Source organism: Cytobacillus oceanisediminis, assembly GCF_022811925.1.
In the GTDB taxonomy this organism is placed as follows: domain Bacteria; phylum Bacillota; class Bacilli; order Bacillales; family Cytobacillaceae; genus Cytobacillus; species Cytobacillus oceanisediminis_D.
In genome coordinates this window covers 3,346,136-3,359,352 of sequence record NZ_CP065511.1, presented here as the reverse complement: position 1 = coordinate 3,359,352, position 13,217 = coordinate 3,346,136, and the positions used below count along the sequence as shown (strand labels likewise).

The 13,217-nt window shown below is 40.2% G+C and carries 14 protein-coding genes; 9 read left to right on the top strand and 5 right to left on the bottom strand.

Features of this window, described 5'->3' with window-relative positions; all coding sequences use genetic code 11:
- Window positions 1-177 precede the first annotated feature (177 nt).
- From IRB79_RS16915 to IRB79_RS16895, 5 genes are all read left to right on the top strand, one after another.
- Window positions 178-723 carry a helix-turn-helix domain-containing protein gene (locus tag IRB79_RS16915; RefSeq protein ID WP_243503596.1) on the top strand — a complete coding sequence of 182 codons (546 nt, stop codon included), beginning with the start codon at window positions 178-180 and terminating at the stop codon, window positions 721-723.
- Between the two features lie 43 nt (window positions 724-766).
- Window positions 767-2,812, top strand: coding sequence for a hydantoinase/oxoprolinase family protein (locus IRB79_RS16910; RefSeq protein WP_243503595.1), 2,046 nt, complete (start codon window positions 767-769; stop codon window positions 2,810-2,812).
- Entirely contained in the window at window positions 2,813-4,561 is a 1,749-nt protein-coding gene (locus IRB79_RS16905) for a hydantoinase B/oxoprolinase family protein (RefSeq protein WP_243503594.1), read from the top strand.
- A gap of 1 nt (window position 4,562) precedes the next feature.
- Window positions 4,563-4,892: a cupin domain-containing protein gene (locus IRB79_RS16900; protein ID WP_243503593.1), complete on the top strand. Its 330-nt coding sequence runs from the start codon at window positions 4,563-4,565 to the stop codon at window positions 4,890-4,892.
- A 96-nt stretch (window positions 4,893-4,988) separates the two neighbouring features.
- The gene (locus IRB79_RS16895) at window positions 4,989-6,338 is read left to right on the top strand and encodes a purine-cytosine permease family protein (RefSeq protein WP_243503592.1); all 1,350 of its coding nucleotides are present in this window, start codon (window positions 4,989-4,991) and stop codon (window positions 6,336-6,338) included.
- A gap of 63 nt (window positions 6,339-6,401) precedes the next feature.
- Here IRB79_RS16895 and IRB79_RS16890 read toward each other — a convergent pair whose 3' ends face one another.
- The 3 genes from IRB79_RS16890 to IRB79_RS16880 all read right to left on the bottom strand — a co-directional run bounded on the left by IRB79_RS16890 (window position 6,402) and on the right by IRB79_RS16880 (window position 8,489).
- The gene (locus tag IRB79_RS16890; protein WP_243503591.1) at window positions 6,402-7,400 is read right to left on the bottom strand and encodes a hypothetical protein; all 999 of its coding nucleotides are present in this window, start codon (window positions 7,398-7,400) and stop codon (window positions 6,402-6,404) included.
- Window positions 7,387-7,734 carry a PadR family transcriptional regulator gene (locus tag IRB79_RS16885; protein WP_243503590.1) on the bottom strand — a complete coding sequence of 116 codons (348 nt, stop codon included), beginning with the start codon at window positions 7,732-7,734 and terminating at the stop codon, window positions 7,387-7,389. Before IRB79_RS16885 ends, IRB79_RS16890 begins: the two co-directional genes overlap by 14 nt.
- Window positions 7,735-7,865: 131 nt before the next feature.
- A complete protein-coding gene (locus IRB79_RS16880; RefSeq protein ID WP_243503589.1) occupies window positions 7,866-8,489 on the bottom strand; it encodes a LysE family translocator in 624 nt (207 codons plus the stop codon).
- Window positions 8,490-8,603: 114 nt separating this feature from the next.
- On the opposite strand from IRB79_RS16880, the gene IRB79_RS16875 reads away from it, so the two are divergent.
- Complete coding sequence (locus tag IRB79_RS16875; protein WP_243503588.1) at window positions 8,604-9,149, top strand: cupin domain-containing protein; 546 nt, start codon at window positions 8,604-8,606, stop codon at window positions 9,147-9,149.
- A 311-nt stretch (window positions 9,150-9,460) separates the two neighbouring features.
- On the opposite strand, the gene IRB79_RS16870 is transcribed toward IRB79_RS16875, so the two are convergent.
- Window positions 9,461-10,441, bottom strand: a complete 981-nt coding sequence (locus IRB79_RS16870; protein ID WP_243509494.1) for an NAD(P)-dependent alcohol dehydrogenase — start codon at window positions 10,439-10,441, stop codon at window positions 9,461-9,463.
- Window positions 10,442-10,742: 301 nt separating this feature from the next.
- Between IRB79_RS16870 and IRB79_RS16865 the strand changes: the two genes are divergently transcribed.
- Entirely contained in the window at window positions 10,743-11,069 is a 327-nt protein-coding gene (locus tag IRB79_RS16865; protein WP_243503587.1) for an ArsR/SmtB family transcription factor, read from the top strand.
- Window positions 11,070-11,156: 87 nt separating this feature from the next.
- Window positions 11,157-11,672, top strand: a complete 516-nt coding sequence (locus IRB79_RS16860) for an SRPBCC domain-containing protein (RefSeq protein WP_019382113.1) — start codon at window positions 11,157-11,159, stop codon at window positions 11,670-11,672.
- A 464-nt stretch (window positions 11,673-12,136) separates the two neighbouring features.
- Here the strand turns inward: IRB79_RS16860 and IRB79_RS16855 are convergent, their stop codons facing one another.
- On the bottom strand, window positions 12,137-12,445 hold the full coding sequence (locus IRB79_RS16855; RefSeq protein WP_243503586.1) for a hypothetical protein: 309 nt from the start codon (window positions 12,443-12,445) through the stop codon (window positions 12,137-12,139).
- Between IRB79_RS16855 and IRB79_RS16850 the strand changes: the two genes are divergently transcribed.
- On the top strand, window positions 12,426-13,160 hold the full coding sequence (locus IRB79_RS16850) for a membrane lipoprotein lipid attachment site-containing protein (RefSeq protein ID WP_243503585.1): 735 nt from the start codon (window positions 12,426-12,428) through the stop codon (window positions 13,158-13,160). The two genes, IRB79_RS16855 and IRB79_RS16850, sit on opposite strands and share 20 nt — an antisense overlap.
- Window positions 13,161-13,217 lie beyond the last annotated feature (57 nt).

Here is a 13,217-nt window from a genome sequence, read left to right as displayed (position 1 = left end):
CCAATGAGAGCCAATAGACAACATTACCTTATAAAATTAATAATAGCTTGAATATTTATTTTAAATTTTCTTTTAATTTTAAATATTTTATGATATTATACTTTTTAATTACAGTATTACTAAAACTTAATTACACCCACACTATAATTTTTCAGTTCTGCTTCAAAGGAGTTCATTATGGAAGAAATTTATAAGAAAATTAAAGATTTAAGACTTCAGCATGGCTATACCCTAAAGGAATTAAGTGAACGTACTGATTTGTCAATCAGCTTTCTTTCTCAAGTAGAGAGAGGGGCAACTTCATTAGCTATTACCTCTTTAAAAAAAATAGCGGATGCATTAAATGTTAAAATTTCTGAGTTTTTCGAAGACGAGAAACCAAATCAGAATTTTATGGTGAAGGCCAGTGAGCATAAGCCGTTTAATATCAAGGGCTCGGAGTTTACTTATGTTCGCGTAAACGGTGAATTTCCGGGCAGAAGCCTTGAACCGCTCCTGGTTACATTGGCCCCCAACCAAAAACAGATACAGCAATTTGGCCATCCAGGTGAGGAATATTATTACGTATTAAAGGGATTTGTTATTTTTCATGTAGATGGGAAGGAATATATTGTCAGGGAAGGTGATTCCATTCACTTTCCATCCACTTACCCGCACACGATGGAAAATCCTATAAATGAAGAATCAAGATTACTCTGTGTTTTGACGCCAGTTATTTTTTAATTGGCTGATTATAAATATCTTATTTAATGAAAGGTGGAATATCATGCGTGTAGCTACAGATATTGGCGGAACTTTCACTGACCTTGTTTATGTCAATGAGGATGGAGAAATAGGTGTTGCTAAAAGCCATACCACACCTCCCAATTTTGAAAAGGGTGTAATTGATGTTATTGAGAAAAGCGGGATCGATCAGACAGCTATCAAGACATTTATCCATGGTACAACAGTTATTATCAATGCACTTACTGAACGTAAAGGCGTCAAGACAGGTTTAATTACAACCAAAGGTTTCCGTGATGTGCTTGAAATTGCAAGAGGAAACCGCCCGGATCTATTTAATGTTCGATACGAAAAGCCGGTGCCTTTTGTTGAGCGTTATTTACGCCAGGAAGTAGAGGAGCGCCTGAATTATAAAGGTGAGGTGTTGTCCCCGTTAAATAAGGAACAGGTGGCTGAGGTTGTGAACTATTTCAAGGAACAAAGAGTAGAAGCTATTGCTGTCGCCTACTTACACTCTTATGTTAATCCTGTTCATGAAATTGAGACAGTGGAATTAATAAAAAAGCTATGGCCTGAAGCAGCCGTTACAGCATCATATGAAGTGACAAAGGAATGGCGGGAATATGAGCGGACCAGTACTACGGTTCTTAATTCATATGTTAAGCCGATTGCGGCTACCTATGTAAACCGTCTACATAATAAATTAGTAGAAAACAAGACTGACAGCCAGAATTACATAATGCAGTCAAACGGCGGTACAACAACCTTTAATAGTGCAAAACAAACCCCTATTAATATGGTAGAGTCCGGACCTGTAGCCGGGATTTATGGTGCTGCAGTTCTTGGTGAAATCTTGAATGAGAAAAATATCATTGCTTTTGATATTGGCGGAACCACAGCAAAATGTTCATTGATTAATCAGGGAGAAGTAAAGGTTTCAACTGATTATTTTATCGAAAAAAATGAGCGGAGTGCTGGTTATCCAATAAAAGTTCCGGTTGTTGATATTGTTGAAATTGGCAATGGTGGCGGTTCAATCGCATGGATAGATGGAGCAGGGTCTTTAAAGGTTGGTCCTCAATCTGCAGGCGCTTTACCTGGTCCAGTAGCGTATGGCCAAGGTGGAACGGAACCAACAACCACCGATGCGAACCTTGTAACAGGAAGGCTTTCTCCGAAAAACTTCGACTATGAAGTAGATTTAGATAAAGTAAAGGCTGCCATTAAAGAGAAAGTTGCCGATCATTTTGAAATGACGGTTGAAGAAGCTGCATTAGGGATTATTCGAATTGCGAACTCCAATATGTTGAATGCATTAAAGCTTATATCAGTAAGAAAAGGACATAATCCCCGTGAATTCTCATTGGTCGCTTTTGGCGGCGGAGGATCAATGCATGCACCTGCTTTGGCTAAAGAACTGGGTGTTAAAAAAGTAATTGTACCAGTAGCTTCATCTGTGTTTTCAGCATGGGGAATGCTAATGACTGACTTAAGGCATGACTACATCCAAACATATATTAGAAGAATAAATGAACTTAATCCTATTGAGTTAAATAAAGAATGGAATTCAATTGAAGTACAAGCACTTAAACAATATCAGGAAGAGGGCGTATCGGAAGAAAAGGTGTTATTTACGAGGTTTGCAGATATCCGATATCTTGGGCAAGAGCATACTGTAAAGGTTCCTGTTCCGAACGGGGAATGGTCTGATGAAACCCTGATAGAAGTGGTTAAGCGCTTTGGTGATCTTCATGAACAGCACTATACTTTTAAGCTTGAAGGAACACCAGCAGAAATTGTTAATCTGCATTTAACAGCATTTGGGAAGGTACTAAAGCCTAAAATGAAAAAAATAAATTCTATAAACAGCAATATCCAGGAAGCTTACAAAGAAACACGGCCGGTCTATTTTGAAGAGGAAGGCTGGATTGAAACAAAGGTATATCACCGCAGTTTATTTGGTAAAGGCATGCAAATTTCCGGGCCAGCCATAGTAGAGGAGCAGTCTGCTTCTACGGTTATTTATCCAGGTCAGTCCTTGACTGTAGATGAGTATGGAAATTTAATCATTGAAACAGGGGTGGAATAAATGACGCAAATTGTTCGCAGTAAAGTAGATCCATTTACACTTGAGATTGTAAAAGATTCGCTTGTTGCCATCGGAGATGAGATGTTTATTGCACTTGCAAAAACATCAATGAGCCCCATTATTTATGAAGTCCTGGATTATGCAAGCGGGCTTACCGATGCGAAAGGGCAGCTGTTAACACAAGGCAATGGAGTTACAGGATTTATTGGCATGCTTTCAGATATGGTAAAGCAAACACTCAAGAAATTCGGGAATGGAAAGCTTAAAGAGGGCGATATTATCATCATTAATGATTCTTATGGCGGAGGCGGTTCCCACCTTTCCGATGTTGGACTTGTCATGCCCATATTTTATAAAGGAGAAATTGTTGCTTTCTCTGCCAATAAGGCTCATTGGACAGAAGTAGGAGGAAAAGATCCAGGTTCCTTCAGCAACGATGCTACAGATATATTTCAGGAAGGCTTGCAGTTTCCAAGTGTAAAGCTCTTCAATGAAGGTGAAATCAATCAGGCTATTGTCGATATCATCGAAGCCAATGTCCGATTCCCGGAATTGTCACTGGGGGATATGTGGGCTCAGGTTGCTGCCCTTAAAACAGGTGAAAAACGTGTTAAGGAATTATGTGAAAAGCATGGGAAGCAATTATTTTTGTCATCAGTTGATTATCTGCTTGACCACGGAGAACAGCTTGCCCGTCAGGAATTAACCAAACTGCCAAAAGGCACTTTTAATGCAGAAGGGTTTATTGATGATGACGGTTTTGGAAATGGGCCATTCAAGATCAAAGTTAAAGTAACCATCTCTGATGATAAATTTGTTGCTGATTTTAGAGGCAGCCATCCTCAGGTTCCAGGACCTGTTAACTGTTCTTATACTGCACTTGTCTCGGCAGTAAGAACTATTTTCCTTGCCATTACGAACCCATCGCAAGATGCGAACGATGGAGTGTTTCGTCCATTGGAGGTTATTACGGATAAAGGTTCAGTTCTTTCAGCAGAACGGCCAGCTCCTGTTTCAATCTATTGGGAGAGCATGCTTGCAGGAGCAGATTTGATATGGAAAGCTCTTGCTCCAGTTATTCCTCATAGGCTAAATGCCGGTCACCTTTTATCTGTTTGTTCGGTTGTATTATCAGGATTGCATCAGGATACAGATGAACCATTTTTAATTGTTGAGCCTTCTGTTGGCGGCTGGGGTGCATCTGAAGGTCAGGATGGTGCAAGAGGGCAATTCTGCATTGGTGATGGTGAAACATATAATGTCCCAGTTGAAGTGGCTGAAACAAGGTATGGAATTATGGTTGATGAGTACAGCTTGCATACGGATGGAGCAGGAGCAGGAGAGTATATTGGCGGTTCAGGTGTTATTCGTTCATATAAAGCCTTAACTGACAATCAAATGGTTTCTGTAACATTTGGACGAAATAAGTTTGTTCCATGGGGAATGAATGAGGGCAAGGAAGGTTCAGCTAACAAAGTTTATATTGAAAAAGCAAATGGTGAAGTCGATGGCCCATTTGGCATCTATCCTAGGTACCCGTTGAACAAGGGCGATGTGGTTAAATTGGTGACTGCCACAGGCGGAGGCTATGGAGATCCTTTTAGCCGCCCTGCAGAAAAGGTAGCCGATGATGTAAGGAATGGTTATATCACTGCAGCGCAGGCAGAAGCTGACTTTGGGGTAATAGTAAATGATAAAACATATGAAGTCGAAGGTTTAACAGAAGAACGCCAGAATAGAGGTGAGTAAAGTGGATGTACTAAATATAGAGAATATCCAGACTGATTCGAATGCCGCAGTTCCTCTTAAAACAGTATTCTCACAAAAAGCATTAACTGGAGACTTGAAAGTTGGTACGGTTGTCATTCCACCAGGAAAGCGAGTCCCTTTAACAGGAGTTTCTAATCATAAAGAAAATGAATATTCGATTATAGTAAAAGGTTCAATTGTAACAGAAACGAAGGGAAGAACTTATCGGGTTTCAAGCGGAGATGCAACCTTTATTCCTGCAGGGCAAGAACATATTGCCTACAATGACAGTGATGAGGATTGTGAAATTGTGTGGGTATTGGTTGGTTAACAACTTTCACCATAAAGACCTTGCATGGGCAAGGTCTTTATTATAAGAAGATTTTACAGAATATTCCGATATAAAATAAAAAGGAGTTGGACAGGGATGGAGGATGTGTCTTTAAGGAAAAGCGGAGGAAAAGATGAAGCTCTCGCTTCCGTGCCAATAAATGAAAGGCAGCACTGGATATCACCTGCAATCATTTTTGGGGGACTTGAATTTACAATTCCGGTTTTAATGGTAGGTGCAACATTGACAGCAAGCTTTGGTCTCGGAAAGCTATTCTGGATCTTGGCAGCAGCTTTGTTTATTTTCCAATGGATCGGTAATGCTCTTTCAGGATACATCGGTGCAAAAACTGGACGCTCATCGTCAGTAATTGCCAGAACAAGCTTTGGTTCAAATCAGGCAAGATTTATTGTAGGCTTGACTATATTCATCGTTTCAATGGGGTGGTGGGCGCTCCAGACAGCTGTTGCAGGAAATGCAATAGCAGCGATGTTTGGAATAGATTATAAGACTGAGTGGTTCCTTTGGGCCATTGTAACAATCATTGCTGGCCTTCTATTTGCACTTCCATCCATTATTGGATACTCATCCATGAAGTGGACAGATTATTTAGCTGTCCCAGCTGGATTATTATTAATTGCAGGCGGTATTTTCTATGCTTTAAAAAATATCGGCTGGGAAAAGATAGCATCCTGGAACCCTGAACCACAAATGAGTTTTCTTGCTGCCGTCAGTTTAGTTATTGGTATAAACGTTTCACAATGGGTTATTGCCTCAGATTATACACGTTATGCAAAGCCTTCTGTAAAAGACAATGTACTAATACCCTTGGGTATAATAGCTGTTGGTTTCCCGCTTTTTTATGTTGGCGCCATCATGTCCATTGGGGTTGGCGATGCCGATATTGTAAATGTCATGATGAACTTAGGATTTCCGGTATGGGGATTCCTCATCTTATGGTTAGCGACTTGGACTAGTCAATTAGTAAATAACTATAGTATGGGTCTGGCGTTGGCTAATATGCTGAATGTTAACTCCAATAAAGGGAGAGCATTGCTGACTTTGGCTGGTACGATCATTTCCATTGTCATTGCTTTAGTAGGCATACTGGATTATTTTATGGATTTTCTTTATATGACGGCTTTAATTTATCCAGCCATTGGCGGTGTTATGATGGCAGATTTCTTTTTTATCAGAAAACAGCAATGGACCGACAATAAAGGATGGAATTGGATGGCGACCATTGCATTGGCAGTAGGAACTTTGGTTGGCTATTATACTCAATATGTACATTCTTTTGGCCTCCCAGCTGTCCAGTCAATAATTGCTTCTGCACTTGTTTATGTCATTGCAATGAAAATCAAAGCAAAAGTAGCACCTGATCACTTTACCGAGATTAGCAGCCGGCCAGAATCATATTCTTCTGATAATGTCAAAATTCTATAATCTATTTAATTATGCCTGTTCTCTATTTTTTTGAGAACAGGCATTATGATTGTGGACATCACTTTATTGTATTCTGGATTTACGAATCCCATCATATATACTCATTCCTGCATAAAAGATAAATACAATCATGATGCCGCCAAGCATCCAGTTTTTAAATTGTGCGGCTGAAATCGAGAATAAATCGGTCATGTATGCTGTAAATTCCTGCTGGAGCAAATTCGGGTTCAGTAGAATAAAGATGAATACGATGGTGGCGAACAATTCAAGGACGGTGTTGAAGATCGCCATCCTTTTCGTCCATTGGCCAATGATTAATTTGTAGAGTGCCAATGCCACTTCGAGCGCAATGATGACCACAACGATAGGCCAGTATCCGAGCAGAACGTCCTGGTTGACTGCGGCAATCTGAAACTCCAGTCCTTCACCGCCGCCTCTATAGACACCCATTAGCCGGTCTGCATAAAAGTAAAGGGTTGCCCAAATTGCTGTCCACATTAAGCTTCCGAAAACCTCGAACTTGGAAATGGCTTTCTTCTTCGGAATATAGGTGATGCTTTTCAAGTCTTCCGTTGTCCATGGTTTTAAGCTTGGAGATAAAGGATGCTGCTCTTTTCCTTTATCCATCCTCTCAATAACGGCGAATACAATCGTCAGCCAGAAAAATACCTGAACAGCCACTTCAATCAGTCTCCAAATCCCATATCCCATGAAACCGAGCACCGCATTGATGATGGTATCATCGCGGTTAAAGTCAAAAATGAACTCGGCAGCAACGGAAATCAATGCAATCGCTGCGGCAATCGGCAGGATCATTTTTAATAATGACACATAAACATCAAAATAGCGCGGCCCGATGAGATGCATCGGCTGATCCCGGTATCCGGCCGCTAAAGCGGCAGGGCTTCCCACTTTACCGAGGACCTCCTTAACATCCTCCTCATTGTAATCATCCGGAAGCATATCCCCAATCGTAGACTGCAGCTCGAGTGCGATATCCGCACGGCTCTTTTCAGGCAGCCTCCTGGTCACTTCCTGTATATATACCTCAATTAAATTCATCTTCCTCATCCCCTTTCAACAGCCCGAATAGCTGTTTCGAATTCTTGATCCATTCCTCTCTTAGCTTTAGAAAAGTCTCCAGTCCCAGTTCGCTCAAAACATAATACTTGCGCGGCCGGCTTTCGGTATGATCCCAGCTGCTTGTCACAAGCTCCTGTTTTTCCAGACGCCGCAGCAATGGATATAACGTGCTCTGATCAATATTTATGCCGGAGTCCTCCAATAATTGAACCAGCGAATACCCGTATTGCGGTGTCCGCAGCTGGCTCAACACCGCGAGTGTCAATGTTCCTCTCCGAAGTTCTGTTGTTAACGAATTCAGCAGCGTACTCATTCAATCACCTCGCTTGATATACTATATGTCATACACTATATGGTTTATACTATGTATCATACAGTATTTATGTGACAAGAACAAATTATTTTGGGATCAAAAAGAAAAAACCATTGGATTTACCCAATGGTTTAATGCTGTTTATCCAAGGCTAACTTTAATCCAAATCCAATTAGCACAAGCCCTGTTGCTTTATCCATAACCCTTTGAACTTTCGGGGACATAAGCCATTCCCGCATGTAATTTATGAAGTATACGTATATGAAAAACCAGGATATGCTCAGCAGTGTGTATATAATTCCCATGATGATCAGCTGTTGTGATGCGTTTTCGCCTGTCTTCACAAATTGCGGCAGAAAGGTTAAGAAAAACATCGCAACCTTGGGATTGAGCACATTTGAAAGGAGTCCCTGTTTAAAAGCAGACTTTTTCATATTTGATTTAACTTCAGTTTCTATACCAGTATCTATCTTCTTTTTCATCGAGATGAACGAAGTTAACCCGAGATAGATCAAATAGACAGCACCTGCATATTTTATGATTTCAAATGCTGCAGCAGACTGCATTAAGATGGCTGATAGACCGAAAGCAGCCGCAAAGGTATGCACTAAAGAACCGACAGTAATTCCAAGTCCCATTTTATAGCCATCTGCTCTTCCGTCTGCAATCGTCCTTTTTGTAATAAGAGCTGTATCGATTCCGGGACTCATTACCACAAACAATGAAAGAACCAAAAACGTAAAGAAATCATTCATTTTCTTCACTCCTTGCTGATGTGTTAAAATATAATTTAACAAATGTTAAATTTAATTTAACACAAGATGATGATATTTTGTTCAAATATTTTAAAAAATTTAAGGAGCGGGGTTATGGAAAATATTGATATTGGCAAAAAAGTGGAGAAATTCAGGAAGGAGAAGGGCTATAGCAGCAGAGAATTAGCCAAAATAGCTGAAATTACACCTTCCATGTTAAGCCAGATTGAACGGGGAATAGCGAATCCTTCGATACAGACCCTGAAGGTTTTAGCCAAAGCCCTTGATGTTCCGACCTTTAGTTTTTTACTCGAAGAGACGAAAACAGAAGATTTAGTCGTGCGATTCAATGAACGTAAACATATGATTGTTGAAAACCTTTCCTATGAATTATTGTCGCCTGATTTTACCGGTACACTGGCAACAGCGATCATGAATATCCCTCCGGACACCTCCTCGTCGGAGAAGCTATTGGAGCATAAAGGGGAAGAGGTTGCTTATGTATTGGAAGGGAAAATTAAGGTGTATCTGAATGAAGCAGAATATATATTAGAAGCTGGTGACAGTGTCAAAATACCAGCTTATATGAAACATAAGTGGGAAAATAACTTTGATGAAAAAGCTGCTATTCTTTTCTCTGTGACTCCGCCATCCTTTTAATTTGGACCCGCTTCCTATATGTCTGGGCAGCGGAGCTGATTCATTTACTGAGGAAGCGGGGGATCAAAGATTATCCATAGAAGAAGAATGCTTATAAATGCTAAAACCCAGGCAGCCCATGGCTTCCATTTATGGATGGGCAGCAATGAAAAAGTCATAAGGTTAAAAAGAAAGGAATAGGCAAGTGTCCATCCATACTGATGAATGATGCTTTCATTAAAATAAGCTATTAATTCTATACCCTCGAAAATCATCAAAATTGTAAAATAGATCTGCTAGAGTCTGCTCAATATTATAATGGGATTTATCCGTTAATAAGCATCTGAGATTTTAATGATCACCTTTCCTTGAGTGTGACCTTCTTCAAAGTATCTGAAAGCTTTGTCCACTTCACTTAATTTAAAAGATCGATCAATGACCGTCTTTACTTTGCCGGCTTCAAGAAGTTCTTTCATATAAATCAGGTCTTTCTGATTTTGCCTCTGCAGCATGTTGCTCATTTTTTTATTTCCTGTTAAAGAAATCCACGGGCCCATGACCATTGCCTGTGTAAATTGTGCTCCTGAACCTCCGGCAAGCACATAAATTCCATTGGATCTTAAAGCCCGCTTATAAACTGAAATCGGCTGATACCCGTTAACAGCCAGAATCAGGTCATACTTCTCTGTCCTTTTGGTGAAATCCTCCTTCTTATAATCGATGGCATGGTCCGCTCCAATAGCATGCAAAATGTCTAAATTTCTTGTACTGCACACGCCGGTAACCTCAGTACCAAATGATTTGGCAATTTGTACGGCGAAAGTTCCCACACCGCCTGAGGCACCATAAATCAAGACCTTTTGTCCTACTTGAATGTTTCCTTTATCCCTTAAGGCCTGTAAAGCTGTGACTCCCGCCATAGGCACTGCGGCTGCTTCCTCGAAGGAAATATTGGCTGGTTTTAATGCAAGGGCCTTTTCAGGGACAGATACATATTCAGCATAACCGCCCCAGCCGGAGCCGGATAGGTCTCCGTACACATTATCGCCTGGCTGAAACTGTGTGACTTCTTTGCCCACTGCTTCCACCTGACCGGCTATGTCACCTCCTGGTATCGTGTGCTTTGGTTTTAGAAGACCGTAGGCAAAGCGGACCAGGTATGGTTTTCCTTTTAAAAGTACAAGATTCCCGTAATTCACAGATGCTGCGTGTACCTTGACGAGTACCTCATGATCCTTGGGAACTGGTTTATCTATATCTGTAAATCTAAGATTATCTGGAGAACCATATTTTTGATATACGATTGCTTTCAGAAAAAATCCCTCCTAATTATTCAGGTAATACATAAATATCGTTTAAGATGTCTATTAATACTATTCTTGGAAAAAATATTCAAGACTATAATCCTGCTTTGCTGATTGAATTTTTTGCTTATGAAGAAGGCCTTTATAGGTCCATATAGCCTATTTTTATAATTATTTATAATATTCCTTTACAGGAATATTCCGGATGGTGTATATTGTTATTAAAGAAAGTTACTATAAGGAAGCGGGGGGTGGGATCGACAATAGAAATGGAAAAAGTGAACACAATAACGCTGGGAGATGATTCAACATGAACGGGCAAATTTTCAGTGCCCTGGCTGAGCCCAACCGCCTGGATATCATTGACCTGCTGCTGGAAGGAGCACTTCCGGTGGGGGATATTGCAAAAAAGCTTGATTTAAACCAGCCTCAAACCTCCAAGCATCTGCGTGTTCTTTGTGACGCTGGTCTCGTAGAGGTTCAGCCGATCGCTAACCGCCGGATTTATAGGATTAGACCCGAACCTTTTCAAGAACTGGATAGGTGGCTTGACTCCTACCGCCGATTATGGGAAAGCCGAATGGATAGGCTGGATGATTACCTTAACGTATTGCAGGGCAAAAAACCTTTGAATTGATGGCATAAATATGGAGTAAGCTCAACAAGATCTGTTTCATGAGTTACAGACGGTTTTACAAATACAGTTTCTGATGGAGGAGTAACAATGTCAAATAATGCAATGCTTTCAAGAGTTGAAGATGAACGAGTGCTGGTATTGGAGCGCGTATTCGATGCACCGCGCGAGCTTGTCTTTAAAATGTTTAAAGAGCCGGAACACCTGAAACATTGGTGGGGTCCGAGAGGCTGGGAGCTCCCAGTTTGCAGCGTTGACTTCAGACCTGGTGGAGTATGGCATTATTGTATGAAGTGTGTTGATCGGAATCAGGGACAATTCTATGGCATGGAATCTTGGGGCAAGGGGATATACAAGGAAATTAGCGAGCCGGAGAGCATCAGCTATACTGACTACTTTTCCGATGCTGAAGGGACTATTAACGAGGAAATGCCATCTACTGAAGTGACACTGGAATTTGTGGATGTGGACGGCAAAACAAAATTAATTAACCGTGGAGAATATGTTTCCGCAGAGGCGCTCCAGTCCGTAATGGAAATGGGTATGCTGCAAGGCATTACAGATACTTGGAATCGTCTGGAAGAACATTTGAACGAAATCAAATAACGAAATTGAACATACAGAAGGCAAGTTTTGCTGGAAATTTATTAATTAACATGGCGTTGATCCAAGAAGGATTAACGCTTATTTTAGAATTAACGCTTATTTTTGTGATGATGTTTCAGATATTGGTAAAGGTATCTGTAATAAGGAATTAGGGTTTAGGAATTTTCGATTACTAGGCAGCAACCACATGTCCATCAAATTAAGACTTAGTTAAGCCCAGTTGAGAGTACGATATAACGCTAAGCAACCTTCTGCATGTGTTAGTCGCTCCAATAATGGGAATCACAAAAAACGTCCGTTTTGAGCAATTTTTTGCTTAAGCAACTGTTTTCATTTTCCTTCACATGCTCTGATACTTTATAAGAATTATATCCGATGAATCTTTTCAAAGTGATCCAAAGACGTACACATTACCCATTTAAATGACAAGAAAAACGCTTGAATTATCAAGCGTTTTTCAAATACTAAACTGAATTGATTTTGAAGGGTATTTCTTCTTTATAAGCCTTCTCATATTTTTCCGCAATTTTCTGCTTTTCTTCATCAGTATTAAAAGGAATATCCCCACCAACAGGTATTACAGTGTACCAATTTTCTTCTTTTAAGTATTTTGTGGCAATTGCCGATTTACCTGGTAGTTTAGCGGTGAACCATTTAAGATAATTGGTTGTTCGATAATTAATTGGAGGGAAATTTAGGAAATTTAATTTATAATAAAATATGAAATAAAAGAAGTATGAAGGTGGAGAGCATATGAAGAAATACGCTTTCATTATAAGTTTAATTCTTATTTTGGCGGGATGTACACCTTCTTTATCCGGGGAAGACAAATCTGAAGGAAGAAAGGCAACGGTTACATCCGAAAACAGTGAGGCCCAAGAAAAACAAACAGAGAAGGTTCCAAAACAACAGGAACAGGCTGTTGAACCCACAAAGGCAGTAACGGAGGAAGAAAAGAACATATTCAAGGAAACGGTGAATACTCATTTGAATGGAGTGGCCCTATTAGCCGAGGAGCAAGTGAAAATGTACGAAAAGTACGTATTATTAAATGGTCTGACGGGGGTAAAACAAACGGATATAGCTGATACACAAAACCGGCTAAATGACATTTTTCAAAGATTGCAAGTGGTTAGAAATTTGAAAGTACCAGAGGATCAGGCTTTGATTCAGGATTTTAATGATACTTTGCTAAAAGCTGATAAACTTCACTTGGCTTTGCAAAAGGTTCAAACTCCAATGAGCAATAATTTTGTTGCGCAGCTTAATGTTATTTTGGAAAATGACATTGGTCTGGCCAGACAAGAATTGTATACAAAAATAGGCTATGAATCAACAGATGCATCTTTTGAATTGCCAGAGGAAGAAAGAAACAAAATAAACTCGGACGAATATGATCCCAACGTTCCTTTTTCAGACCAGAGGGAAACTATATACGGTAATATGGAGTGCCCTCCGCCAACCTATTGTGAGGACACGGGTGAGTGAAAATATCCAAAGATACGAATCAACAATTATATGGGGGTGTCTCTCTCTATCATTGAC